The 26275-nt window shown below is 56.2% G+C and carries 21 protein-coding genes and 1 pseudogene; 10 read left to right on the top strand and 12 right to left on the bottom strand.

From position 1 onward, the window contains the following. Positions 1-144: 144 nt before the first annotated feature. Genes H5U36_00320 through H5U36_00305 form a run of 4 tightly spaced genes read left to right on the top strand, consistent with a single transcriptional unit; the run spans position 145 to position 4354 of the window. On the top strand, positions 145-1392 hold the full coding sequence (locus tag H5U36_00320) for an HD-GYP domain-containing protein (protein ID MBC7216634.1): 1248 nt from the start codon (positions 145-147) through the stop codon (positions 1390-1392). Beyond that, positions 1379-1930: a DUF5317 domain-containing protein gene (locus H5U36_00315; GenBank protein MBC7216633.1), complete on the top strand. Its 552-nt coding sequence runs from the start codon at positions 1379-1381 to the stop codon at positions 1928-1930. Before H5U36_00320 ends, H5U36_00315 begins: the two co-directional genes overlap by 14 nt. Beyond that, on the top strand, positions 1914-2795 hold the full coding sequence (galU, locus tag H5U36_00310; GenBank protein MBC7216632.1) for a UTP--glucose-1-phosphate uridylyltransferase GalU: 882 nt from the start codon (positions 1914-1916) through the stop codon (positions 2793-2795). The genes H5U36_00315 and galU overlap by 17 nt, the downstream gene beginning before the upstream one ends. After that, entirely contained in the window at positions 2795-4354 is a 1560-nt protein-coding gene (locus tag H5U36_00305; GenBank protein ID MBC7216631.1) for an MBL fold metallo-hydrolase, read from the top strand. The genes galU and H5U36_00305 overlap by 1 nt, the downstream gene beginning before the upstream one ends. Here the strand turns inward: H5U36_00305 and H5U36_00300 are convergent. Next, the gene (locus H5U36_00300; GenBank protein MBC7216630.1) at positions 4322-5959 is read right to left on the bottom strand and encodes a hypothetical protein; all 1638 of its coding nucleotides are present in this window, start codon (positions 5957-5959) and stop codon (positions 4322-4324) included. The genes H5U36_00305 and H5U36_00300 overlap by 33 nt on opposite strands. 58 nt (positions 5960-6017) lie before the next feature. On the opposite strand from H5U36_00300, the gene udp reads away from it, so the two are divergent. The 5 genes from udp to H5U36_00275 are packed head-to-tail and all read left to right on the top strand — an operon-like array spanning position 6018 to position 12330. Further along, positions 6018-6779, top strand: a complete 762-nt coding sequence (gene udp, locus H5U36_00295) for a uridine phosphorylase (GenBank protein MBC7216629.1) — start codon at positions 6018-6020, stop codon at positions 6777-6779. Between the two features lie 14 nt (positions 6780-6793). Then, complete coding sequence (locus H5U36_00290; GenBank protein MBC7216628.1) at positions 6794-7666, top strand: Hsp33 family molecular chaperone HslO; 873 nt, start codon at positions 6794-6796, stop codon at positions 7664-7666. Beyond that, positions 7663-9624, top strand: a complete 1962-nt coding sequence (locus H5U36_00285) for an ATP-dependent helicase (protein ID MBC7216627.1) — start codon at positions 7663-7665, stop codon at positions 9622-9624. Before H5U36_00290 ends, H5U36_00285 begins: the two co-directional genes overlap by 4 nt. Beyond that, complete coding sequence (locus H5U36_00280) at positions 9624-10859, top strand: MFS transporter (GenBank protein ID MBC7216626.1); 1236 nt, start codon at positions 9624-9626, stop codon at positions 10857-10859. The genes H5U36_00285 and H5U36_00280 overlap by 1 nt, the downstream gene beginning before the upstream one ends. 4 nt (positions 10860-10863) lie before the next feature. Then, on the top strand, positions 10864-12330 hold the full coding sequence (locus tag H5U36_00275; protein ID MBC7216625.1) for a cobyric acid synthase: 1467 nt from the start codon (positions 10864-10866) through the stop codon (positions 12328-12330). On the opposite strand, the gene H5U36_00270 is transcribed toward H5U36_00275, so the two are convergent. The 11 genes and pseudogenes from H5U36_00270 to H5U36_00220 all read right to left on the bottom strand — a co-directional run bounded on the left by H5U36_00270 (position 12287) and on the right by H5U36_00220 (position 24929). Then, a complete protein-coding gene (locus tag H5U36_00270) occupies positions 12287-13678 on the bottom strand; it encodes an MATE family efflux transporter (protein MBC7216624.1) in 1392 nt (463 codons plus the stop codon). The two genes, H5U36_00275 and H5U36_00270, sit on opposite strands and share 44 nt — an antisense overlap. Before the next feature lie 82 nt (positions 13679-13760). Then, positions 13761-14241, bottom strand: a pseudogene (locus H5U36_00265) (hypothetical protein). After that, positions 14198-14620: a nucleotidyltransferase domain-containing protein gene (locus tag H5U36_00260; GenBank protein MBC7216623.1), complete on the bottom strand. Its 423-nt coding sequence runs from the start codon at positions 14618-14620 to the stop codon at positions 14198-14200. Before H5U36_00260 ends, H5U36_00265 begins: the two are co-directional and overlap by 44 nt. Positions 14621-14900: 280 nt before the next feature. Beyond that, entirely contained in the window at positions 14901-16016 is a 1116-nt protein-coding gene (locus H5U36_00255; protein MBC7216622.1) for a hypothetical protein, read from the bottom strand. Next, positions 16006-18654, bottom strand: coding sequence for a hypothetical protein (locus H5U36_00250; GenBank protein ID MBC7216621.1), 2649 nt, complete (start codon positions 18652-18654; stop codon positions 16006-16008). Before H5U36_00250 ends, H5U36_00255 begins: the two co-directional genes overlap by 11 nt. A 21-nt stretch (positions 18655-18675) precedes the next feature. Continuing rightward, entirely contained in the window at positions 18676-19794 is a 1119-nt protein-coding gene (locus tag H5U36_00245) for a hypothetical protein (GenBank protein MBC7216620.1), read from the bottom strand. Between the two features lie 2 nt (positions 19795-19796). Further along, positions 19797-20882, bottom strand: coding sequence for a hypothetical protein (locus H5U36_00240; protein MBC7216619.1), 1086 nt, complete (start codon positions 20880-20882; stop codon positions 19797-19799). A gap of 12 nt (positions 20883-20894) precedes the next feature. Then, positions 20895-21737: a carbohydrate ABC transporter permease gene (locus H5U36_00235; GenBank protein MBC7216618.1), complete on the bottom strand. Its 843-nt coding sequence runs from the start codon at positions 21735-21737 to the stop codon at positions 20895-20897. A 14-nt stretch (positions 21738-21751) separates the two neighbouring features. Further along, positions 21752-22639 carry a sugar ABC transporter permease gene (locus tag H5U36_00230; protein ID MBC7216617.1) on the bottom strand — a complete coding sequence of 296 codons (888 nt, stop codon included), beginning with the start codon at positions 22637-22639 and terminating at the stop codon, positions 21752-21754. Positions 22640-22697: 58 nt separating this feature from the next. Then, positions 22698-23927: an extracellular solute-binding protein gene (locus H5U36_00225; GenBank protein ID MBC7216616.1), complete on the bottom strand. Its 1230-nt coding sequence runs from the start codon at positions 23925-23927 to the stop codon at positions 22698-22700. Between the two features lie 27 nt (positions 23928-23954). After that, positions 23955-24929, bottom strand: a complete 975-nt coding sequence (locus tag H5U36_00220; protein ID MBC7216615.1) for a LacI family DNA-binding transcriptional regulator — start codon at positions 24927-24929, stop codon at positions 23955-23957. 160 nt (positions 24930-25089) lie between these two features. Between H5U36_00220 and H5U36_00215 the strand changes: the two genes are divergently transcribed. Further along, positions 25090-26106 carry a substrate-binding domain-containing protein gene (locus H5U36_00215; GenBank protein MBC7216614.1) on the top strand — a complete coding sequence of 339 codons (1017 nt, stop codon included), beginning with the start codon at positions 25090-25092 and terminating at the stop codon, positions 26104-26106. The last annotated feature ends 169 nt before the right edge of the window (positions 26107-26275 follow it).

Raw genomic sequence — 26275 nt, 5'->3', positions numbered from 1 at the left:
AGAAACGTACGAAGGAGGGTCCACAATGGCGAAGGTCCTGAGCGTGCTCCTTGGCCTGCTGGCCATCATTATTGCCAGCGGGGCTGGTTTTAGCTGGAGGCCTTGAGCCTTGCCCCTGTTGGCCCACCCGATGAGTTGTAGAGAATGAAAAGAAAGTTTTGGCTTTTTCTGTACTTAGCCTGTGTCATCGGGGCAGGTCTTGGGATTTTGGGGTTTTCGGTTTCCCACATCTTCTGGTCTTCTCATCTTCTGTCACTTTTTGCGACTTTCACCGTCTTGACTCTCGTTGCGGAGCTCCTCCCGGTGTACCTTCGGCCTGAGACGGCCATTTCGGTGAGCTTTGCCCCCCTTTACACGGTGATTCTTCTCTCTTCGCCTTTTCTCTCTGCGCTGGTGGCTTTCCTGGGCATGTTCTTTGGTACCCTGAAATCGAAATGGTACGCCGCTCTTTTCAACGGTTCCCAGTACGCCATCTCCGCTTTCCTGTCCGGCCTTGTCTTTGAGCGCCTTGGGGGGTACGGCTTTCACTGGAACGAGCCTCCCTTTTACCTTGCGGTTGGAGCTTCCATTGGGGCTTTCTTTCTGTGCAACGTCCTCCTTGTGCTGACTGTTGTTTCCCTGAGCGGTGGTATTCCCCTTTCGGCAATTTGGAAGCAGAGTATCAACGGCATCCTCCTCCAGTACTTCGCCCTTTTCCCCTTCTCTCTCCTCCTCTACTTCGTGTACAGCTACGTGGGCTACGCAGGCATCGCCCTCTTTTTCCTGCCTCTCCTTATAGCCCGGTACTCCTTTAAGCTCTTCGTGGACACAAAGCGCATGCACCTTGAGCTCCTGCGGGCCCTCACTGCTGCTGTGGACGCCAAGGACCCTTACACCCGGGGGCATTCTGCCCGGGTGGCGCAGCTTGCCCTCCGCATTGCCGATCGTATGAACCTCTCGGGGAAGCAGAAGGAAATCATTGAGTACGCAGCAATTCTCCACGATGTGGGGAAGATTGGCATTGCCGACACAATCCTCAGCAAACCCGGGAGGCTCACTCCTGAGGAGTACCGGGTGATTCAGGAACATCCCCTGATTGGGTACCGGATTGTGAAGGACGTGAACTTCCTCCGCCAGGTGGCGGAGGTGATTCTTGCGCACCATGAGCGGTGCAATGGCAAGGGGTATCCTCACGGGAAGCGCAAGGACGAGATTCCCCTTGAGGCCCGGATTGTGGCGGTGGCAGATGTTTTCGATGCCCTGACTTCTGAGCGCCCGTACCGGCGGGCGTACACCGCGGAAGAGGCCTTAGAAATCATGGAGAACGAGGAAGAGGGGCATTTCGACCCAGAGGTTCTTGCGGTTTTGAAGGAGATTGTGGAAAGCGGGGAATGGCGCCATGATGCTCGTTGATTTTTTCCTTGCGGGACTCCTCCTTGGTCTTCTTTTTGGGGGAAAACTCAGGGGGCTCTCCCGCCTTCCTTCCCCCTTTCTCCCGATGGTGGTGGGAGGGTTTCTCGTTCGCTTTCTTGCCCTTGGGTTCTCCGAGAGGCTTGTTCCTCTTTCCCAGGCCATCGGCATGGCGCTTGTCTTTTTGGGGACGCTTTTTGGGATTCGCCTTTTCGGCATGCCCCTTGTGAGTCTCGGGGCCTTCTGCAACTTCCTGGTGGTGGCGGCAAACGGTGGGAGGATGCCGGCATCAGGCGAAATGGCCGAGCGCTTGGGGCTTTTTTTCATTGCCGAGCGCCTCAGGAGGGGCTTATATCCTGAGTACATCCTCATGGGGGAGGGAACGCGCCTCAACTTCCTGGGGGATATCCTTCCTTACTTTTCCCTTCTTTTTCGGCGGCCCTTTGTGGTGAGCGTTGGCGACTACCTCCTTGGGATTGGTATTTTCCTCGTGCTCTTTTCGCAGCTCCGAAAGGGGGAGAGGGATGGAAAGGCCGATTAGGAAAGCGGTTTTCCCGGTGGCTGGACTCGGCGTGCGCCTTCTGCCGGCCACGAAAACGCAGCCGAAGGAAATGCTCCCCATAGTCGATCGGCCGGCGGTCCAGTACGTGGTGGAGGAGGCGATTGCCTCAGGAATCACGGATCTACTCTTCGTCACCGGGCGGGGGAAGCGGGCCATTGAGGACTACTTTGACTTTGCGGTGGAGCTTGAGTACGAGCTCAAGAATCGGGGGAAAGAAGACCTCCTTGAGGAGGTTCGGGGTATTGCGAATTCTGCCCATATCTTCTACGTCCGGCAGAAATCTCCTCGAGGCCTGGGGGATGCCGTCTTCCAGGCGAGGGCCTTCATCGGCGATGAGCCCTTTGCCGTTCTCCTTCCCGATGACATCATTGCCGGCGATCCCCCCTGCCTTGCGCAAATGCTTGCCCTTTTTGCAGAACGCCCGGGCGTGTATGTGGCCCTCATCGAGGTTCCAAAAGAGGAGGTTTCCCAGTGGGGCATCGTGAAAGGAAGAGAAATTTCCCCGGGCCTTTACCTTCTTGAGGACCTTGTGGAAAAGCCCGAGCCCCAGGAGGCTCCCTCGAACCTTGCCGTGGTGGGGCGGTACCTTTTGCCTCCCTCCATCTTTGATGCCCTCGCGGAGACCCCACCGGGCAAGGGAGGGGAAATCCAGCTCACCGATGCCATCCGGAGGCTCCTCGGGAAAGAGCCGGTGTACGGGTACTGCTTCCAGGGGGAGTACTTCGGGGTGGGGAGTAAGCTCGGGTACCTGAAGGCCAATGTCGCCCTTGCCCTCCGGCGAAAAGACCTTGCTCCAGAATTTCGGGCTTTCCTTCGGGAGCTTGTGGAAAGGGGGCTTGTGTAGTGGAAATCACCTTTTTCGGCGCCGCCCGGGAGGTTACGGGGTCCTCTTACCTTCTTCGGGGAAAAGATGCGAGGTTCCTTGTGGACTGCGGGATGTTCCAGGGAGGGAGAGAGGAGCGGAATGCCCCACCCTTCCCCTTTCCCCCAAGGGACATAGACTTCATTCTCCTCACCCATGCCCATCTTGATCACTCGGGGAGGATTCCCCTCCTTGTGAAGGAGGGTTTCCGGGGGAAGATTTTTGCCACCCTTCCGACCGTGGAGCTCTGCCGGATTCTCTGGCTTGATACGGTGAAGCTCATGAGGGAGGAGGTGGAGAGGGAGAACCGCCGCCGGAGGCGCTCCGGGAAGCCCGAGATTGCCCCCCTCTTTGGGGAGGAGGAGGTGGAGGAGGCGCTCTCCCTCTTTGAGCCGGTGGGGTACGATGAGGTTGAGGAGGAAAAGGGTGTGCAATTCGTCTTTCGGGATGCGGCGCACATTCTCGGGGCCGCCGCTTTGGAGGTCTGGGGTGAGGGGACGAAAATCGTATTTTCCGGTGATATCGGGCAGTTCGGCAACGTCATGGAGGGTTCACCTCCGGTTGTCGAGAACGCCGATTTCGTGGTCGTTGAATCGACTTACGGGAACCGCCGCCACAAGACCCTCGAGGAGACCCGGAAGGAGTTCACGGCTGTCATTCGGGACGCCATGGGCTCCTGTGGGAAGATTCTCATCCCCACCTTTGTGGTCGATCGAGCCCAGCGGGTTCTCTACGAGCTCCATCTCCTCCGGGAAAACCTCGGCCTTGACTGCCCGGTGTACTTCGATAGCCCCTTAGGGAAAGAGACCACCGATATCTACCTCAAGTACCGCCACCTCTTAAGTGGCGAAATCTCCGAGTTCCACCTCCGGGACGAGAACCCCTTCGCCTTTCCGAAACTCGCCTACGTCACGACTCCGGAGGAATCGAAAGCTCTGAACGATCTCGATCACGCCATTATCCTTGCCGGAAGCGGCATGTGCACCGGAGGGCGCATCCTCCATCACCTCCGGCACAACCTCTTTAAAGAGACGACCACGGTGATTTTCGTGGGCTTCCAGGCTCGGGGAACCCTTGGCCGGGCGCTCGTTGACGGGGCGAAGATGGTGCGGATTTTTGGGGAAGAGATAGCCGTTCGGGCAAAAATTGCCACCATCAACGGCTTCTCCGCCCATGGGGACGAGGAGGACCTCCTCCGCTGGATAGGGTACTTCCAAGGAAAACCAACCTTCCTTGTCACCCACGGGGAAGAGGAGGTTGCCGAAACCTTTGCCGGTCTCCTCAGGGAGAAAGGGTACGAGGCTTTTGTCCCTGCCTTTGGGGATACCTTTGATCTCCCCCGAAAGACGGTGGTCTCCTCTGCACGGCCCCTCTTGCGGGAGAACCTCCTTGGGAAGATTGAAGAGGAGCTCAGGAAACTCCGGGAAAAAGAGGCCACCTTGAGCGGGGAAAGTGAAGCGCTTCTACAGTCTGCCCTTATCCTTTTACGGGAGGCAGGGAGACTCGCCTCAGCCGATGAACTCCCGCAGGATGGAGTTTGAGGGGACAAAGGACGGGTTAAGGAGCATGAAGTGGTTGAGGAAAGAGTAGAGCCGGTACGCCTCGAGGTAGTGGGGGCTTTCGGGGGTGATGGCCCGAAGGAGGGCCTCTGCGTACTGGCGGAGAACGCAGAACTCATAGATGAGCGATGAGTTGAACATGATGTCGGCCTCTTCCTGGTAGGGGAAGATGTACTTCTCCTCTCCTGCCCTAACCTTTGGCCAGGTGGCGAAAACTTCTTCTGCCTTGCTCCCCCGGAACTGGCTGTCCCGGACGATGCGGCGGATGAGGCGGCAGTCGGTGGTGGGGATGCGGTTGTGGTCGTCGATGTTGAGGGTGGTGAGGGCGCTCACGTAGATTTTGAACTTCTCCTCTTCCCCGATGCTCTGGCCAAGGCGGGGGTTGAGGGCATGGAGTCCCTCAACGAGGATGATTCCGTCCTTCTCAAGGCGGCTTACGGTTCCCCTTGGCTCCCGCATGCCGGTGATGAAGTTGTACCGCGGGATCTCCACTTCTTTTCCTTCGACAAGGAGGGAGAGCTGCTCCTCAAAAAGCTCAAGGTCCAAAGCCTCAGGGCTTTCGTAGTCGGTCTCAAGCCCCTGGAGCTCGTGACGGGAGAGGAAGTAGTCGTCAAGGGAAATGGTTATGGGCTTGAGCCCGTTCACCCTGAGCTGGGTGTAGAGCCGCCGGGTGAAGGTGGTCTTTCCCGAGGAGGAAGGTCCGGCGATGAGCACAAGGCGGATGCTCCCCTTCCGCTGGGTGATGAGGTCTGCGATTTGGGCAATCTTCTTCTCATGGAGGGCTTCGGCGATGGCGATGATTTCCTTTCCCTCGCCCCGGGCAATGGCCTCATTGAGCTCCCCCACGTTCTCAATGCTTGTGATTTTTCCCCACTGGGCTGCCTCCTGAAAGGCGGAGAAAAGCTTTGGGCGAAAGACGTAAGGAGGGAGCTTCTCCAGATCGCCCTTCGGGAACTGGACGACAAAGCCCGGTGGGACAATCACAAAGGCAAAGGATGTGAGGTAGCCGGTTCGGGGGCATAAAGGACCGTAGTAGTGGTCGTAGAAGTCCCCGAGGCGGTACAGGGTAACGGCCGGTGTCCTCCAGTACCGGAAGAGGCGCACCACATCCTCTCGGGACTGCTGAAGATAGATGTGGGTGGCTTTTTCCCAGTTCACCGTCTCCCGCTCTATGGGGACGTCCGCATCAATCATCCTGCGCATGACGGCTTCGATGCGCTCCAAGGCTTCAGGTAGCTCGTGCTCTGCGCCCTCCACCGTGCAGAAGAGCCCATCGCTCATCGAGTGGAGAACCCGGAGCCTCTTTCCGGGGAGAACCTGGGAGACGGCGTAGCTCAAAAGGAAAAGGAGGCTTCTCACATAGGTCCTGCGCCCCTCAGGGTGGAGAAAGGAGAAAAAAACCACCGTGTGGTCCTTTTCCACCCGGGTTTGAAGGTCGACAATTTCCCCGTCGAGTTGGGCGGCAAGAATCAGGCGACGCTTTTCCGGGTACAGGCGCTCCACAACGCTTTCAAGAGTTTCTCCCTTAGATGCAGGGATGCGTTGCCCGTCCTCAAGTTCCAGAAAACACGTTCCTTGCTCTGCCATTTTGCCTCTCCTTTCCCTTTTTTGTATTTTATCCGAAAATAGGAAAGGGGTGAAGGGAATGTACAAGGCATACCACCTTGGGCTTTCGCAGGATGAGGTGCAAGGAGTGCCCCTGGCGCTCCTTCCCGGGGCTCCGGAGCGGACGGAGGTTCTTGCCCGGGCTTTCGGGAAAGCTCAGGTTCTGGCGTTCCATCGGGAGTTCAAGAGCGTCCTTGCCGAGGGGAAGAAAGGAAGGATTCTTGTGGTCTCAACCGGTATCGGCGGGCCGTCTCTGAGCATTGCGGTTGAGGAACTTGCCCGCCTCGGGGTACAATGGTTCATCCGGGTGGGAACGTGTGGGGCGATTCAGGAGGGGATAAACGTTGGGGACCTTGTCATCAGCGAAGGGGCAGTGCGCCTTGACGGGGCTTCAGAGCACTACGCTCCTCTTGCGTACCCGGCGGTTGCCGACTGGGAAACGGTGGGCATCCTCAAAAAAGCCTGTGAGGAGGCGGGGGTGCCGTACCACATCGGCATCACCTGCTCCTCGGCAACCTTTTACCCGGGCCAGGAGCGGTACGACACCTTTTCCCGGTACGTTCCAAGGAGCTTCCAGGGAAGCCTCCGGGAATGGCAGGCCCTTCGGGTCCTGAACTACGAGATGGAGGTGGCGACTCTTTTTGTCATCGCCCGGGTCTTTGGGCTCCGGGCAGGGGCGGTATGCGGTGTCCTTGTCAAAAGGACAGAAGAGGAGCATGTGGCAGAGGAAAAACTCGCTGAGGTCGAGGAGCGCCTTGCCCGGGTTGCGGCTTTGGCTGCTTCAAGGATTCTTGAGCTTTGACGGGGGAGGAAGCCATGCAGGAGGATTACGTTCTTCGGGTTCTCGTTGAGGGAACGCAGGTTCTTGGGTATGTCGCAAGCACCGCGCGCCTTGTGGAGCGGGCACGGAAGCTCCACCGCACAACCCCTGTGGCCACCGCGGCTTTGGGGAGGGCGCTGACTCTTGTGGGGATTCTCGGGGTAACCCTGAAAGAAAACCAGCGGGTTTCGCTTCAAGTTGATTGCCAGGGACCTCTTGAGGGCATCCTCGTGCAGGGGAATGCCAAAGGTGAAGTCCGGGGGTACGTTTCGCAGCCCTGGATTATCCTTCCCTCAAGGGAAAAGGGGAAGCTCAACGTGGAGGATGCGGTGGGGGCGGGCTCGAAGCTCCTTGTGGTGAAGGATTTGGGGTTTGGGGAGCCGTACCTTGGCAGCGTCACCATGCCCCGGGGAGGGATTGCCTACGATCTCGCCTACTACTTCACCACCTCTGAGCAGCTCCCTTCAGCCTGCAGCGCAGGGGTGTACGTGGGAAAGCGAGGTAAGGTTCTCTCTGCAGGAGGTTTCATCATCCACACCCCCTCGGGCACTTCCCTTGACGTCATCGAGATTTTGGAAGAGAATATTGCCCGTCTCGGTCCGGTGAGCCACCGGCTCTTTGCGGGGGAAACCCCGGAGGACATCACGGCTTTGCTCTTTGCTCGCCTCCCGTACCGAATCGTGGGGAAGAGCTCTCTGCGGTACCGATGCCGCTGTTCCCGGCGTCGGGCAAGGAACGTTCTTCTTCTCCTTGGAGAAAAGGAGCGGGAGGAAATCTTTGCGACCCAGGGGAGAGCCGAGGTGCGCTGTGCGTTCTGCAACCGGACGTACCTCTTCACGCCGGAGGATTTCGCCGGGAAAAAGCGATAGGGGGAGGACAGGTGTTCCGTATCGACTACGATCGGGAGCTCAACGACGAACAGAAAGCGGTGGTCTTCGCCGACGACGGCCCGATGCTTGTCATTGCCGGAGCCGGAAGCGGGAAGACCCGCACCGTGACGTATCGGGTGGCCTATCTTGTAGAGAGGGGAGTGCCTCCTGAGTCGGTGCTCCTTGCCACCTTCACGAATAAAGCCGCCCGGGAAATGCTCCATCGGGTGGAGGACCTCCTTGGGGTGGACCTTTCCCGCCTTTGGGGTGGAACCTTCCACCACATCGGGAACCTCATTCTCCGCCGGGAGGCGCGGAAAATTGGGTACGAGCCGAACTACACCATCCTCGATCGGGAGGACCAGAGGGACCTCCTCTCGGTGTGCTTAGAGGGGCTCGGCATCGACCTCACCAAGAGGCGCTTCCCAAGCCCTGAGGTTCTCGCGAACATCGTAACCTTGAGCCGGAATACCCTCAAATCCCTTGAGGACATCCTTGAGGAGCAGTACCCCCAGTTCCTCGATTGGGCAAGCCACATCGTTCACCTTTTCACCCTCTACCAGGAGAGGAAGCGCCGCCTCAACGTCATGGACTATGATGATCTCCTCGTGTACGTGTGGGAGCTTTTGCGAAGCGATGAAAGGATAAGGCGAAAGTACGGGGAACTTTTCCGGCACATTCTCGTTGACGAGTACCAGGACACGAACCTCCTGCAGGCGGAAATTGTCGATCTCCTTGCTGAGGCGCACCGCAATCTCCTCGTTGTGGGGGACGATGCCCAGAGCATCTACGCCTTCCGGGGGGCGAACTTTGCCAACATCCTCGATTTCCCGAAGCGGTACCCGGATTGCCGGGTGTTCAAGCTCGTGGTGAACTACCGGAGCACTCCGGAAATTCTCGATCTCGCCAACGAAATCATCTCCTTCAACACCCGTCAGTTCCACAAGGTTCTGAGGCCGGTGCGGAAAAGGGGTGAAAAACCCATCGTGGTGGCCTTGCGGGATACCCTCGAGCAGGCCGATTTCGTGGCAACGAAAATTCTCGAGCTCCGGGACCAGGGGTACACCCTCAACGATATTGCCGTTCTCTACCGGGCGCACTACCAGAGCATGGAAATCCAGATGGAGCTCACCCGCCGGGGGATTCCCTTTGAGGTTCGCTCCGGAATTCGCTTTTTCGAGCAGGCGCACATCAAAGACGTTGTCGCCCACCTTCGCCTCATCGTGAACCCGTACGATGAGATTTCCTGGAAGCGGGTGCTCCGGCTGTACCCCGGAATCGGCCGCCAGATAACCGAGCGGGTCTGGCAGGTGGTGGCAGAGGCGGAGGACCCCCTTTTCGCCCTGGAGCGGTCCGATACACTTTTGGCTCTGCCCTCGGGGGCACGGGAGAGCGTGACTCGTGTTCGAGAGCTCCTCTTGCGCCTTGAGGCCCTCGAAAGAGACCCCTCCCTTGCCATCGCAGCTGTCCTTGAGGGGGGATACCGGGACTACCTCATAAGCCGCTACCCGAACGCCAAGGACCGCCTTGAGGACCTCGAGGAACTCTCCCGCTTTGCCACCCGGTACAGTTCTCTCGAGACTTTCCTGAGCGAGCTTGCCCTCCTTGGGGGCATGGAGGGAGAGACAATCGTTGCCGGAGGGCTCAAGGACGAGAGGGTCGTTCTTTCCACCATCCACCAGGCCAAGGGCCTTGAGTGGGCGTGCGTTTTCCTCGTCTTCCTCTGTGAAGGAGCTTTCCCCTCAGCACAGGCGGTGCATCTCCCGGAAGAGCTTGAGGAGGAGCGGCGGCTCTTCTACGTCGCCTGCACGAGGGCAAAAGACCACCTTTTCCTGTGCTATCCTCTCCTTGGGGAACGCTCAAGGGGGAAGTCCCTCATCCGCAGGCCCTCGCGCTTTCTGGAGGAACTCTCCCCCTCTCTCTACGAGCGGTACCGGCTCCAAAGAAGGGATCGGTAATGCTTTCGCGGCGGGACTACATCTTCAACTTCTTCGTGGATTCCTTGGACTACGCCTTCTTCTCCCTTGCCCTGTCCTTTGGCTCAGTCACCACCTTCTTGCCCCTTTTTGCCAAGCGCCTTGGGGCAGGGAACATCGAAATCGGCCTCATCCCCGCTTTGGCTTACCTTGGCTGGTCTCTCCCTGCCCTGTGGGGCGCAAAGGTCTCCCAGAGGCTTTCGCGCAAACTCCCCTTCATCCTCCGGGTTACCCTCTTTGAGCGCCTGCCTTTTTTTGGGATTGCCCTTGTGGCGGCGTTTTACGCCACCTCTTCCCCGCGCCTTGCCCTGTACCTTGTCCTCCTTTTCCTTGCTGTGGCCTGCTCGGCCATGGGGTTTCTCGGTCCCATCTGGACGGAGATGATTGGCAAAGTCATCCATTCCTCCCGCTGGGGACTGTACTTTGCCTGCGGGAATGGCATCGGGGCCCTCATGGGCATCTGGGGCTCGCAGCTTGCGGAGCGCCTCATCGCCTCGTACCCCTTTGCCTGGAACTTTGCGCTGTGCTTCTTTCTCGCCTCTTTGGCCATGGGAGTATCGTACGTTTTCCTCTCCCTCACCCGGGAGGAAGACGGACCGGTAACGGATGAGGGAGGGAGCTACCTTCGCTCCTTTTCCCGCATCGTCCGTGAAGACCCAAACTTCCTTCTCTTTCTGGTAGCCCGGGTGTTCCTTGCCCTTGGGGTTATGGGGGCGGCGTTCTACACTGTTTCGGTGCTCGGACGGTTCTCCATTCAGGATACCTTCATTGCCCGCTACAACGCGGTGCTCCTTGTTTCCCAGGCGCTGTCGAACTTCTTCTGGGGGCCTCTGGGGGACAAAAGGGGGCACAAGCTCGTTTTGCTCTGCGGAACTTTAGCGATTCTCTTGAGCAACCTCTGGGCCATTCTTGCTCCCTCTCCCGGGCACTTCTTCCTTGCCTTTGGGCTCCTTGGCCTCAACTACAGTGCGGTGTCGGTGGGTGGAGTGGCGATTCTCCTTGACTTTGCCCCACCGGAGAGGCGGTGGCTTTACCTCGGGTGGGGGAGCTTCTTCTCCGGATTCCCCGCCTTCTTTGCCCCGATTCTTGGGGGGAAGCTTGCCGACCTTTTCGGGTACACCACGGTGTTCTGGGTTTCCCTTCTTCTGAACGCCCTGGGACTTGCGCTCCTTCTTGCGGTGAGGGAGCCCCGGGCTTTCGAGAACTTTGCGGAGTAGAAGCATGCGACGCCTTCTTGCGGTTCAGGGAACGGCCTCAGGAGTGGGGAAGAGCCTCATTGCCGCAGGACTCTTGCGCTACTTTGCCCGGAAGGGGCTTCGGGTTGCCCCCTTCAAGGCGGTGAACATGTCCCTGCACTCGGGCGTCACCCCCCTGGGGGAGGAGATGGCCCGCTCGCAGATTCTTGGAGCCCAGGCGGCGGGGATTCCTCCTGACTCCCGGATGAATCCGATTCTCTTGAAGCCCGAGGGCGGAAGCGTTCAGGTGGTCCTTCGGGGGAAGGTCTCTGGCCGGTTCCCCTCCTTTTCCCCCTTCCCCCGGGAGGTCTTCTGGCGGGCGATTGTGGAAAGCCTTGAGTCCCTCCTTGCCGAGTACAACTTTGTCATCGTCGAGGGGATGGGAAGCCCTGCCGAGATTAACCTGAGGGAACGGGACCTCGCCAACATGTCCCTTGCCCGGAGTTTTGGGATTCCTGTGCTCCTTGTGGGGGATATCGAGCGGGGTGGAGTCTTTGCCGCCCTCTACGGGACCTGGGCTCTCTGCGGGGAGGACAGAAAGCTCATCCGGGGGTTTGTCATCAACAAGCTCTGGGGGGATTCGGAGGTTCTCAGGCCGGGGATTCGAGAACTCGAGGAACTCACCGGTGTCCCGGTCCTGGGGGTTTTGCCGCACTTTCCCTGGTCTTTGGATGACGAGGACAGTGCCCTTTTTACGTTTCGGCCCCGGGTGCTCTCCTCTTGTGCCCTCCGGGTAGGGGTCCTGCGCCTTCCCCATGCCTCGAATCTTACCGATTTCAGGCCCCTTGAGCTTGAGGACGATGTGGATATCTCCTTCGTTTCCCTGAAAGGACGCTTCGACGATTTCGATCTTCTCATTCTTCCCGGGACAAAGAGTACTCTTGCGGACCTTGCCGCAGCCTGGGAGGTATCCCTTGGGGAGAGGCTCAAGGCATTTGTGGCAAAAGGTGGGGTTGTTCTTGGGGTTTGTGGGGGCTTCCAGATGCTTGGGGAGGTGCTCCAGGACCCCCACGGGGTGGAAGGGGGAGGGGAAATGCAGGGTCTTGGTCTTCTTCCAGCCGTTACGGTTTTTGCAAGAGAAAAGCGGCTCTCCCTTGCTTCAGGTTACGCTCCGCTTTTCGGCGAGAGGGTAGAGGGGTACGAAATCCACCACGGGAGGAGCTTCAAAACCGCCCCCTGCGAGGCGTTCTTCGTCCTTGACGGAGGGGAACCCGAGGGGATGGTGCGGGATGGTTGCATCTTCGGAACCTACCTCCATGGGCTCTTTGATGAGGGGAGGTTCCGCCGGGCGTTCCTCAACTACGTCAGGGCTCTTCGGGGCCTTCCACCGTACGCTCAGGAGAGCCTGTCCTGGCGGGAGTTCGTGGACAGGGAACTCGACCGCCTTGCGGGGTTCCTCTCCTGCCACCTCAACATGCCGCTTCTTGAAAGGATTCTCGCTCTTTCCGAATGAGGGATTTCGCCTCCCACTTCCCGCTGAGGTAGTAAAGATAGGCAATGAGGTAGCCGGCCACCGGTCCGGCGACGAAGCTCATCCATATGCCCCGCTCCGCCAAGGAAGTCATGGAGAGGAGCTTTGCCACCGGGATACGCACAAGCCAAAGGGTAAGGAGGGTGTTCACCATGGTCTGGAAGGTGTCCCCGGCTCCCCGGAGGAAGCCGTTGTACGCGAACATGAGGGCAAAGGGAACGTAGGAAGGACTCACGATACGGAGGTACTCTATTCCGATGCGGGTAACCTCAGGATCGGTGGTGAAGATTCGGATAAGCTGTGGGGCAAAGGCAAAAACAAAGGCTGAGATGGGCAGCGCAAAACCTCCGGCCACAATCGCTCCCCAGCGGGCCACTTCTCTCGCCCGGGTGAAGTTCTGGGCTCCCACGTTTTGTCCTGCAAGGGAGGATATGGCAATGCTGAAGCTCATGGCAGGCAGAAAGGAGAACTGATCCACCCGTGCAGCTGCCCCAAAGGCGGCAACCACAGTCTTTCCAAAACCGTTCACAATGGCCATCATGGTGAGGTGCCCTAAGGACACGATGGTCTGCTGCGCTCCGGCAGGAAGCCCAAGGCGAAAGAGCGTCCGCACGAAGGAGGCACAGGGAACGAGGTAGTCCTTCTCGAAGACGAAGAATCCACCCCGCCTGAGGATAACCGTTCCCCAGATGGCTGAAAACCCCTGGCTCACCGTTGTCGCGATGGCTGCTCCGGCAACCCCAAGGCGGGGAAAGGGAGGAACGCCAAGAATAAGAAGGGGGTCAAGGATAATGTTGAGGATTGTGGCGTACACCAAAAGCACAAGGGGAGTCTTCGAATCCCCCACTCCCCGCAGGATACTCCCGATATTGTTGTACAGGAACATGAAGGGAAGCCCGAGGAGGAAGAAAAAGAGATACGATGCCGCAAGCTCCATGATTCCCGAAGGTGTCCGTATGAGGTGGAGCAGGCTCTCATGGACAAAAAGCCCAAGGACCATGAGCCCAAGGCCAAGGAGGGTCAAAAGGGCTGTGGAGGCCGTTGCCGTCCGCCTGACTTCCTCCTCCTTTTTTGCCCCAAAGTACTGGGCCACCATGACACTTGCCGCCATGCTCAGGCCGATGGTGAAGGCCACAAGGAGAAAGACAATGGGAAAGCTCACCGACACCGCGGCAAGAGCCTCGGGTCCCAGAAAGCGCCCAACCCAGATGCTGTCCACGGTGTTGTAGAGGGTCTGGAGGAGGTTCCCGATGAGCATGGGTATGGAGAAGACAATGAGGTGTCGTGGAATGCTCCCCTGGGTGAAATCGGTAACGCGTCCCTGTTGCATGGTGTTGCACTCCTTAGATATCTAATTTCCCGGTTTGCCCCTATTGTACTGGGCCTACAGGGCGAAGTCAACTTTCGCCGGGCTAAGCTTCTTCTTCCAACCCGTGGGCGAGCTCAAGCAGGAACCTTTCGAAATTCCCCAGCTCCTCGCGGAGAGCCTTATGCGTTTCTTCTAACCCCTCGAAAAGAGGGCGCATTCGTTCCCATTCCAAAAGGTATCCGTAGACATTCCGGAAGACGTGCCGAAACCTCAGGTATTTAAATCACCGCGGGACGGACCTCGGGAATGGCGATGCTCATCCTAAAGAGGAGTCTCTTATGCCAGTCAAAGCTCTCGCGATTTCTACCACCGTTCATGTCCTGGGAAATGAGCTCAAAAATGTCCTCGACGATGGTGTAGAAATCGTGGAGGAGGCTTCCCAATCCCCTGAGGTCGAAACGGTCGGGCTTCGTAGAGGAGTAGCGAACCATTTGTTCTTTTGCTTCGCCGACAACAAGATCCAGGGATTGGAGCAGGTTCTCAATCTCCCCAATGAGCGAGAGAATCGCTTCCTTCTTTCCCATAAAGAAGAACCCCATTCTTGAGAATGGCCTCTCGCAGGGGTGCCGGACAGGCTTCAAGGTCCACAAGGTCAATCTCAAAGTCGCTCATCCTGTTGACTTCGGCAAGGATTCGGAAGTACTCCCCTTTGGGGATAGCCTCCGCAGCCAAATCGATGTCTGAGGCAAGGCCAAAGCGCCTCCAGCCCCGCATTGAGGAGGCCAGTGAACCAAAGAGGTACACTCTTTTTGCCTTGCCTTTCTCAACCAGGCTTTGGGCAATGGCAAAAGCCACCTTGAGGGCCTCTTTTGCCCTTTCCTGCCGCTTTTCCTCCTCAGCCCGCGCTCTTTTTTTCCAGGACGAAAGGTAGGCCTCGATGTCCGGTGCCTTCACGGAACCCATTATACCACGGGGGAATTCCTGCGGGTTTGTTGTCGACCTCCGGTAGCGCGGAATCTCCCTCCAGGGCTTAACAGGGCGATACTCCTGCCTTTCCCCAACCGAACTTCGGGTGCTGCATTTCGTCGCTCAGGAATTCGGTAACCGGAGCTTCCGGTATCTACAGGAGGCAGTATCGAGGGAGAAAGCTTTTCAGGAGACCAAACCCCGGGAATTCATTCCTTATGAGCTTGCCCACTCTTTGACTGTGAGCCTTCCTCGTGAGGAGAACCCTCCTTTTTAGTTAGTACACACATTCGCGGGCTGCTGCGACGTACGCCCTGAGGTTCTCGGGGGGAGCATCGAAGAAATGGTCTGCGCAGGAGAGGATGTATCCGCCTTCGTAGCCCACACGTTCAAAGAGGGTATGTACGGTTTTCCTGATTTCTTCAGGTGTTCCGTACGTCAGGACATTGATTTGGTCCATGCCTCCTATGAGGGCTAAGCGGTTTCCGATTTTCTCTTTGAACTCCCAGGGTTCCTGGTTTCCTCCAATGCTCGTGGGAGCTAAGGTTTCAGAGGCATCGGTGCCATTGGCGACGATGAGCTCTTCGATTCCTCTTGTCCCCCCGCAGGTATGGTAGGTGATTCGGAACCCCAGGTCGTGGAGCGCCTGGTGGATTTTTCGATCGTAGGGCAGGCAGAATTCTTCGTGGATTTTCGGAGATATGAGAGTCGACGAGGCGGCTCCTCCGCCGGTTTCCACGAGGTCAAACTTTGCCCCCTTCATGGTTTCTATGAACTGGAGTTTCTTTTCAAGAAGGATTTGCAGGAGCTCATGAACCCAGTCCGGTTGGTCAAAAGTGCGCAGGATGAGTTCGTTGATGTCAATGAGGCAGGCGGCGTGTTGCCAGCAACCCGCCTGGTCCCCCCAGATGAGACCGCGCAGGATACCGTGGTCGCCTATTTCGTCGTAGAGGCGATTGACGGCGTCCACGTTGAGGGGATGCACCGGCATGTACTTGCGAAGGAGCTTGATGTCCTCATCGTGCTTTAGGAGGTACTCGGACACCCAAACAGTTTTCCGGTTCCCGGAGGTCCTGTACGTTAAGACTCCTTCGGGAGTTGTGATGGTGTGGTGGTACTCCCAGTCGTCGGGGTCGTTGCGCACCACGGTTACCTCGTGTCTCCATGTTGGGGTTGAGAATCTCGAGAAGTCGGGATTGGTCAACCAGAATTGCTCCATTTCTTCAACGTACTGAACGGCGGCATCCATGCCGAAGTATATGAAAGCCTCGAGTTCGCTCATCCCTCCAAGGTACGTTTCCAGATGGTACCGCTGCCACTGGTGGACGGTTACAGGAAGGCGGTCGGGTTTCCCCCGTTCGAGGGCGATGATCATGCGTTCCTTAGGAGTCATCCTTTTCTTGCCTCCTTGGCTCCCAGACTATACCGAGAGTTCTGATTTCATAGGGGTTGAGGACACCTTCAATCCTGTTCCTTCGAGAAGCGATATGCATTTCCTCTTCTTCAAGAAGGGAGAGTTGCCAGATTTCAAGAACCGGGATATTAAAGGTGAGGCAGAATTCCTGTGGCTTCTCCGTGGGGTTGTAGATTCGCAGCACCATGTCGTGCCCCCCTTCCCTCTTTTTCAGGGCGCTGAGGACGATTTCCTGGTTGTCGCAGTGACAGAGGGAGAAGCCGTTGAGGGGGTGATTCGACTTCCCGCGGACCTGGAAGAGGAGTGGAGGGTTGCTCAGGAGACGGGCTTCCCTGTAGGGGAGAAAGTCCGAGGGTTTTCCTTCCCCAAAGAGGACACCAAGGCGGAATCGGTGCGTGCCCAGGCACTGCGCGCCCTCGGCAGGTAAACCCCACCCGGCGTGCCCTTTCCTTGTGAGTAAGTCGTCCCGCGAGAGCCAGCCAACGGCTCTAAGCAGGGTAATGGCCACGCAGGTTGCCTCTTTTTCGGGGAGGATTTCGTACTCTCGAAGCCCCTCGTTGCAGACCGTGAAGACGTACCTCCCGTTCTCAAGGAGAACGAAGTCGTTTTGCGGCTGCGTTTTCCTCTCGTTCTTTCTCCGGAGGAGTGCGAAGTGGGAATCGGCGAAGTGGTGGTCAACTGCAAAAGGAGCAAAGAAGAGCATGCGCAGGCGATGGTCGCAGGCTTGATTCTCGAGGGTTACCTCGAAGTCGATTCGTCTTGAGCCCTGGGTGAGTTGCACTTCCACCGTGAGGGGGACAGAAACCCTTTCTTCGCTCCGCTTCTTCCTGTGGGGAGCCAGGGCTTTCGGCAAATCGAGGGAGTACTGGAGGCGGATGCGCTGGACATACCGATCGTGGCGAACCCACTGTATTTGGGGGATAACCGCATCACTCCGGATGAGCTCATCCTCTTCACAGGGTGAGTAGTCGTACTCATCGCCTGCATCTGCCCCATCTTCAAAGACAGGGCCGAGGGGGAATTCCTGCTGTGTTGCCTTTTCGTAGAGCCAGATTCGGCCCTGGGGTTCAATTCGGAGGCGGTAGAATTCGTTCTCCATAGTCCATTCTGTGGGGAACCCGGAAAGGGGCGCTTTGCTTTCCTTTTCGTTTCTGGGAACAATCCTGAAGAAGGCGCAGCCAAGGGGTGGAAGGTTTTGCACGGAGAAGGCGATGGTGTACCGTTGGGCTCTGAAAATCTCAGGAAGCGTGTGTGTCGGTGTCTCCATGAGTGTTACCCACGAGCTCTCGAGGATTTCGGGAACAATGGTTTCACCCTGGCCTACAAGCTCAAGAGCCGGTGCAAGCTCCTCCTCTTCAATCGTGTAGGATCGGATTTTGCTGATTTCAAAGTCCACTTCTTGAACCTTTCTCTTTTTGAGGTATACGGTACCCTCAAGGTAAGTGCTCACCGGATACGGGTACGGGTTAAAGATAATCAGTACATCTTCATCGCCCTTGCAAAGGTCTTCAAGATACCTTCTTGCCTGGGCCAGAAGTTTTGAGGCCACATCCTCGATTCTCCTGTACCTTTGCATCATCTCTTCGTGCACTTCGTCTATGCTGCAGCCACAAATTGAGTCGTGCGGGGAGTTTTCAAGAAGGAGCTTCCAGAGGTAATTGAGGAAGTCCTCTGGGTACGGAATGCCCCAGGGGGTGAGAAAGGCGTAGAGGGGTTCCAGGTAGCGCTCCAGAAGGTACGAAGACCGGGTGTGCTTCTGCTTGAGGTACACCCGGGAGGAAAGGGTACCCCCCAGGAGGTAGTTTACGTCGTCAGCCCGCCATTCACCTTCGTACACCGGTAGCGGTGGCGCTTCCTCCTCAATTCTCTTGAAAAGATAGGGGAGATTCGAGTGGAGAACCACGTGCTCTTTCAGTGCTTCTCTGAGCACGGCGAGTTTCTTCGGGAGTTCCAAATCCGGCTCAATGTGGTCGCTGCCGTTCATCAAAAGAAGATGCTGGGTGGTGGCAAAGGGTGCGAGCTTTTCTATGAGTCTTCGGATGCGTCGTACCAGATCCTCCTGTGAGGCCGGGAGATTTGCGGCAACCCCATATCCGAAAGGCATGTAAATGGTGAGAACTTCCGAACCGTCAGGAGCCTTCCAAAAAAATTCGCTTTGTGTGACTTCGCGTGAAGCTCCTCTCCAGAAGGTGGCGTAGCGAATTCCGCTTTTTTTGAGAATCTGTGGCATCTGCGCGATGTGTCCGAAGGCATCGGGAAGGTATCCGATGCCATTGCGACCACCGAACTCCTGCATCAGGCGTTTTCCAAAGAGCAGGTTCCGGATGTGGGTCTCGCCGCTTACGAGGAATTCATCGGTGAGAACGTACCAGGGGCCGATGAAGATTCGTCCTTCTCTAACGAACTTCCTGAGTTCCTCCCTGCGGTGGGGCTTGATGGCGAGGTAGTCCTCAAGCACAATGGTCTGCCCGTCAAGGAGGAAGGAGCGGTAGCCAGGGTCGTTACGGAGAATTTCAAGGAGGCGGTCTATGAGATGCACCAGGCGGAATCGGAAGGCATCAAAGGTTTCGTACCACTCCCTGTCCCAGTGCGTATGGCTCACGAAGTGCAAGTACATGGGCAACACCTCCAGGTGTTTCTATCTCTTCCCCAGTTCCTCACATACCGCGAAGTAGTAGAAGATGTTCTCAGGAGGGATGGTGTGTGTCAGGTGGTTTGCGACGCAAAAGAAGTACCCGGGGCAATCCTTGCCGAACCTCGCGCAGCGTTCCACTTCTCTTTTGATGTCCTCTCTGGTCCCCTCCTGGAGAATTCGTCCGTCGATGTTCCCGAACATCACTTTGCTCTGGCCGTACTTCTTGCTCAGGGTTTCAAGGTCGGTGTAGCTTTCGGCAAAGAATCCATCCGCGCCACAGGATAGCACATCGTCGATAACCGCGTCGATTTTTCCGTCGGAGATGAAGATAACCTTTTTCCCTTTCTTCTTCAGGGGTTCCCATATCATCTCGTAATAGGGATAGAGGTGTTTTCGGTACCATTCGGGGCTGAAAATGGGTCCCCGGGTCATACAGAGATCGTCGTGGCTCGTGAAGACCTCGATGTCCGTGAGGGCAAAGGCGGAAGTTACTTTGAGGGAGATTTCGGCAAATCCTTTCCATATTCTCTGGAATTCCCCTGGGTAGAGGTATACGAGCTCGGCGAAGTGTTCCCAGCCAAAGAGCATGAGTGGCCACATGAGGAGTGTTCTGTAGTAGTGTCCTGGCACGAGGGCTCGTTCTCCAACAAGGTCCTGGAGCATGTGGAAGTCCTCGTTGAGCTTTGCCGCCATTTCTTCAAGGGGGAGGTGGAGGAAGCGTTGTAGTGGGTCGATATCCTCGAAAATTTCCTCGGACTCGCGGGCCAAAAAAGCCTCCACGGGGTCGAACCGGAGGACGTCTTCAATCGTGGGGAACCGGGACCCGTGGTCCCACTCCCAGGTGGTCCCACCTCCCCAGCGGCTCACCGCTTTTCCCCGAACATTCACCACCGTTCCGTTCTCTTCCACCCGGAACGAAGGGGGCGTGTCGGTGCGGGGCGGGATTTCCACATCTATGGCCAGAAGCTCCAGAGTTCGCAGGCGGGCCTTTTGAGGGTGAACCTCAGGGTCGATTCCTGTAAGCTGGCGCTCAAAATCAGGATTGGCGAGGAATTCCCAGTGAGGGATGCGATCCGTCGGCTTAAGGAAGAGAGCGGCACGCGCTCGAGCACGGCTTGCCATTGTCATACCCTCCAGTTTTCGAAAATGTTGTGAATTGCCTCGAGTTCCTCCTGGCTCCAGTTCATGTCGTGCCCCAGAAGGGAGTTCGTCGTGTCCACAAGGATGTACAGGAATGGGACGTCTTTGCCGACATTCTTGAGATGCCTCAGGTAGTCGAGAACGCTGGAGAAAACGATATCCTTGTTCAAACCAAGGTGAGGAGAGATAACCACCTCTCCCTGCAATTCCTCGACAACCCTTTCAAAGGGTGTCTCCGTGGCTCCAAAGTTAATCCCTTTGAGCCCCTTAACCTCTTTGAGGACTTTGAGGTTGTGGGTGAAGTTCCCGCAGGAGTGGATGAGAATGCCTCCGAACTCCTCAGAAAGCGCGTTGAGGTATGGGAGTGCGAATTCTCTGTAGAGCTCAGGAGAGAGAATGCTCAAGAGATCCTCACTCACGCAGATTCCCTCACCCCAGGGGAGGTAGTGCTGGAGGTGGCACGGGATGAACTCTGCTCTTCCTGCTGCCCTTCGCTGGGCATGAACAAAGTCTATGAGGAATTCCGTGATCATTCCAAGGAGATGGTGCACTGCCTGGGGGGCTTCGAAGAGGGCGAGGAAGAAGCTGTTGCTCTCCCAGAGGAGGTACGCCACGTCAACGGGCCCCTGGAGGTCCGTCATCTTTACGGGGAACCGGCCGTTCGTTTCCTGGACCGCAAACCGGGTGAAGTCGAGGACCTTTCCGATGAGCCCGCTGTCAAGCGAAGGCTTCTTGAGTCGATACACGACTGAGGGGTTGTCGAACACGATAGGTTCGTTCCAGGGGTATCGTCCTTTTTCGAAACGAACAGGAGCACCGAAGGCCGATGGGAAAATGCTCGTTCCGAAATCCGTCCGGAGTGCGGGGATGTCAAAATCCGCAATTGTGTCCCGCAGGGAAAGGCGGAGCAGCTCTCCTTCGAGGAGCTCCTCAAAGGAGGGGAGGTGCCCTTTCAGGAAGGGATTGGTGCCCGGAGAGCCAATGTAGAAAACCGGTCCGTGTTCTGCCTTTTCCCAGAGGCGGTGGAGGATGGTCTTTCTTTCCTCAATCGAGAGTTTTTCAGGGAACATGGATGAACCACCTCATTTGATGGCGCCTCTTGTCAATCCTTCGACGATGGTACGCTGGAAGATGATGACAAGGGCAACCACAGGGATGATCATCACCACGCTCAAGGCGCTCATGAGGTCCCAGGGTTTCCCGTAGGCTGTGGATTCCAGAGCAACCTCGGTGAGCCCTACCGTTAGGGTCTTGCTGTTTGCGTCGACACCGAAGACCAGGGGATAGAGGAGTTCATTCCAGCTCGTGATGAAGTTGATGACGAACATCGTCCCGATGGCTGGGAGGATAAGGGGTAACGAAATCTGGAAGAGGATTCGGAAGAATCCGGCTCCGTCAATTGCGGCAGCTTCTTCGATTTCGACCGGTACCCGCTTGATGAAGGAAATGAGAACCCAGATGGTGAAAGGCGTGATGAGGCTGGACATTGCGATAACCATTCCCTCAATGGTGTTGAGGAGATTCACTTTACCGTAGAGCTCGTACAGGGGAATGACTGTCGTTATGGGAGGAAGGGCAATGCTCAAAAGAAAAACGAGGAGGAGCACATTGCTGCCTCGGAAGCGAATACGCGCAAAGGCATAGGCAGCAAAAAAGCTCAAGAGCACCGACACCGCACTTGAGGAAAGGGAGAAGGTGAGGGAGTTCCTGAGGTAGGCGGAGAAGGGAATGTTATGCATCATGCGGGTGAAGTTCTCGGTTGTGAAGTACTTTGGAAAGTAGAGTGGGGGAATTGAGAAGAGCTTGTGTTTCGGTGTTACGGAAGAGATGAAAATCCAGTAAAAGGGGAAAAGGGTTATAAGGACGTAAACCAAGAAGAGGCCATAGGTTACCACAAGATTACCCCGTTCCCTCTCAAAGGCCATAGTTTTTCAACTCCTTACATGAGGATTTCGAATTTCCGGGAAATGAACAGGAACAAGAGTCCTAAGACGCCAACGAGGAAGAGGAGAACAACGCTCAGCGCCGAGGCGTACCCAAAGTTCATGTGGGAGAAGGTTTCCTGGTAGATTTTATAGGACATGATGGCTGTAGAGAATCCAGGACCTCCCCCAGTCATTCCGTAGACGATGTCAAACGTTGCCAGGTACCACACGGTGAAAAAGAGCACCACAGTCATGATGATTGGCGCAAGAAAGGGAATGGTGATGTAGCGGAAACAGTGCCAGGAAGACGCTCCATCCACGTGGGCTGCTTCGTAAATTTCGGAGGGAACACTCTGGAGACCGGCCAAAAGAAGGATGGCCACAAAGGGAGTGTTTTTCCAGACATTGGCAAGAACAATGGCCCATCGGGCGCCCCATGGGTGCACAAGCCAGGCAAAACGCCAACCTGTGGCGCGGGCTATGACGTCGGTGATGATGCCGTACTCGCTGTCGAACATCCATCTGAATCCCAGCGCCACGACAATCATCGGAATGGCCCAGGGGACAAGGTTTATGACTCGCGCAAAGTACCTCAGGTGGAAACGCTTGTTCAAAAGCAAAGCCACGAGGAGTCCCAACGTCGTCTGGAACGCAATGGATAGGAAGGTGAAGAAAATGGTGAAGAAGATGCTCTCTCGAACCACCAGGTCTGTAGTCATTTTCTGGAAATTTTCGAGTCCGGCATATTTGTGGAGGCCGATAATTGGGTTAACCTTGAAGAATGAAAGGTAGACGGTGTACACCACCGGGTAAAGGGAGGTAAACAACCGAAGCACAAGTGCAGGAAGAATAAGCGCCAGTGCGTAGTAGAGTTTTCGACGAGAAGCTTTCTGGAGTTTCATAGCTTTTTGGGGCTCCTTTCGGCCCGCCCTGCGGCTCGCAGGGCGGGGTTACTTTTGCCTATTCGCCGAGCTCGGCCATCATCTTTTTCCCTTGCTCGACGGCCTCATCGAGGGTCATTTGTCCAATGAGGTATGCGGAAACCACGTCATCAACGATGTTCTGCGCCTCGGCAACTCTCGGGTGGTACGGGCGAGGAGCGGGAACGTTGTTGTCGCTGTACCACTTCATGTACTTAGCGAGTCCTTCGTCACCCATTTCCGCCATGACGGAGTACCTTGGGTTCATGAACCAGCTGTTGGCCCGGGCAAGCTTTGGAGCAATTTCCTTGGAGAGGATGAACTGGATGAACTTCTTTGCTCCTTCCTTGTTCTTCGCAAATTTTGGAATCTCCCAGCCCCATCCTCCGGCCCAGGAAGCGTTGCTCACCGGACCCTTTGGCGGGAGAGCAATTTCTGCCTTTCCTTCCCTGTACCACTCGGTATTGTTCCGGGTGACACTGTAGAAGTACGGCCATTGACGCATCATGGCTACACGGTCGTTCATGTAGTCCTCGTTGATTTGGTCGTAGTTTTTGTTCAGGGCTTCCTTGGGGAAAACCTGGTGCTCGTAAATCATGTCGTGGATGAATTTCACCGCTGTCTTGAATCCCTCGTCAAAAGCAAAAGGATTACCCCCTGCTTGAATGGTGAGGTAGGCGACGTAAACGTAAAGAAGTGCTGGTTTGCTCAACGCGTCCTGTACACCGATTTTCCCTTGGGCTGTGAATTTCTTTGCGATGTCGACCATTTCCTCCCAGGTTGCCGGAGGAAGGAGGCCCATTTCGTCGAACCAATCTTTACGGTAGAAGAAGTAGCTGAACTCGAAGCTGTGTCGTACGCGGTATACCTTGTCGTCAATCCAGTTCCAGACCTTTTCTGACTCCAGCATGCTGGGCGGAAAATCCTCGAAGAAATCCGGAGGGAGTACGTCATTGAGCGGTTCGAGCCACCCTGCGCGAGCAAAGGCGGGCGAAGCCTCGTCCGAATCACTCACGACATCGTAAGGGCTCTGGCCAGCTCGATAGTACGTGGTGAGCTTTGTGAGCGCATCGGTACCCGAAGAAGGCATGGATTCGAGAACAACCTTTATACCAGTTTGGGTTTCAAACTGCTCAATGAACGGCTTAAGCGCTTCGTGAGCAAAGCTCTGAATAGCTACATGTATCTCCTCTCCCCATGCAACTGCACCAAGCAGCACTAACACAAGGGATATGCCAAGAGCAACAAATGCCAGTTTTCTGCCTTTCATGGGCATTACCTCCAGTTCTTTTTAGGGTTAACAAGATTCCCGAACAACAAGCTGAGGCTCTAAGATTTTGGAACCTGCTCTCACCCCCTTATCCATGAGCTCAATGAGTGTTGTCACGGCCTCTTTGCAGAGTTCATGTATCGGCTGACGCACCGTTGTGAGCTGAGGATGCGTCAGGCGAGAGAGCCAGATGTCATCAAAGCCGATTACCGAGACGTCACCGGGCACGGCGATTCCGAGTTCCTTTAAGCGCTCGATGGCACCAAGAGCTGTGAGGTCGTTAGCAGCGAAAACCGCATCGAAAGGTTTGCCTCGCTCATGGAGGAGCGTTATGGCATGGTATCCTCCCTGGAAGGAGAAATCGCTTTCAATCACGATATCCGGATCGAACTCGAGTTTTCTCTCTCGAAGCTCGTCTATGTACCCTTTGAGCCTGTCTTCATACGCGTTGACATCTTTTCTCCCACCGATGAAGGCAATGCGCCGACAACCTTTCTGGATAAGGTAGGAAACAGCGATTCTCGCTCCTTTGTAGTGATTGGTCATAACGGTTGGAAAATTGGCCTCTCGGATGGTTCGGTCAAAAAGCAACACCGGGATATTGAGTCCTAAGGGTTTTGGGCGTTTTTCGCTCGTTGCAGGTACAAGGAGGATGCCCCGTGCTCCACTCCGGCTCAGGTAGTGAATGAATTGCTCCTCAAGATGAACGTTGTTCTCGGTATTGCAGAGGAGGAGGAAGTATCCATACCGGAATAGAAGAAGTTCGAGAGCTTTAACTACACTCGAGAAGAAAGGATTTTCGATATCGGGAATGATGACGCCCACGACTTTCAGCTTACTGTTCTTGCCCCGTGCCGGATCTTTCTGAAAGCCCAGTGCCTCTATGGCCTGTCTGATGCGTTCCTCGGTGCGAGGGGAGAAGGAACCCTTACCACTGAGGAACTTTGAGACGGTGGAGACACTAACCCCTGCCTCTTTTGCAATGTCTTTCAGTCTAATCACTCAACTACTCTCTCCTTCCTTTTGGAATTTTAAGCAAGTTTTCGAAAAAAGTAAAGAAATTTTCCAAAATCTTTGCGAAACGTTTTCCCTCATTCCCTGCGTTCCCCGCCTTCCCTTTTCCAACTTTTCTGTTACAATGTACAGAGGGAGGTGATTTTCCATGAAGCGCTTTGCGGTACTCAGTTTCTTCCTCTTTGCGGTTCTCGTGTGGGCGTCGGTGGCCTTTGCGGCGGAGCCATACGAGATTGCAGTGGTGGTGAAGATTGCCGGAATCCCGTGGTTCAACCGCATGGCTGAGGGTGTGGAGCAGGCGGCAAAGGAGCTCGGGGTCAATGCCTACCTTGTGGGTCCGGCGACTGCCGATCCGGCTCCCCAGGTCCAGATGGTTGAGGATCTTGTAACCCGCGGTGTGGATGCGATATGCGTCGTCCCCAACGATGCCAAGGCTTTGGTGCCGGTCTTCAATAAGGCGCGGGAGAAAGGTATTGTGGTTATCACCCATGAGTCGCCTTTTGAGACCGAGGCCATCGACTGGGACGTGGAGACCATCGACAGCGTGAAGTACGGTCAGCAGCCCATCGATGCCATCGTGGAAAAGCTCAAGGAGATGGGAGAGCTCGATAAGTACACTCCGGAGAATCCCGCTGGCTTTGTGATGCTCGTTGGAAGCCTCACTGTACCGCTCCACAACTTCTGGGCCGATGTAGCCCTTGAGTACGCAAAGGAGAAGTACCCATTCCTGAAGGAGCTCACCTCCCGTCTTCCCACTGCTGAGTCCGTTGAGGATTCCCGAGCCGCGGTTCTTGATCTCATCACCACCTATGGCGACCAGCTGAAGGCCGTCATCGGCTGGGGTAGCCTTGGACCGATTGGGGCTGCTCAGGCTGTGGCGGAGAAGGGCATGGAGGACAAGATTATCGTTGTGGGGAGCGCCATTCCTTCCACAGTGGCGCCGTACCTCAAGACCGGTGCCGTTGACTGGGCGCAGCTCTGGGACCCCAAGGACGCAGGGTACGCCATGGTCTACATCGCCAAGCAAATCCTTGACGGTGTGGAGATTAAGGAAGGAATGGAAATCCCGGGCCTTGGACCCATCAAGGTTGAAGGGAAAGTCATCAGCGTGAACCAGATTAAGATCATGCCTGACGCTGAAACCGCAGAGTCCCTCGGATTCTGAGGATAAGACGCCGGGGCACCGCGCCCCGGCGTTTTCCTTGAGGTGGAACCTGTGGCTGAAGAGAACGCGGTCCTTTCCCTTTCCCACGTTACAAAACGGTACGGCGGTGTTGTGGCTCTGAAGGATGTGGATTTTTCCGTTCTCCGGGGGGAAGTCCACGGCCTTGTGG

Source organism: Candidatus Caldatribacterium sp., assembly GCA_014359405.1.
GTDB lineage: Bacteria > Atribacterota > Atribacteria > Atribacterales > Caldatribacteriaceae > Caldatribacterium > Caldatribacterium oleiphilum.
This window is presented reverse-complemented; position numbering and strand designations above follow the sequence as displayed.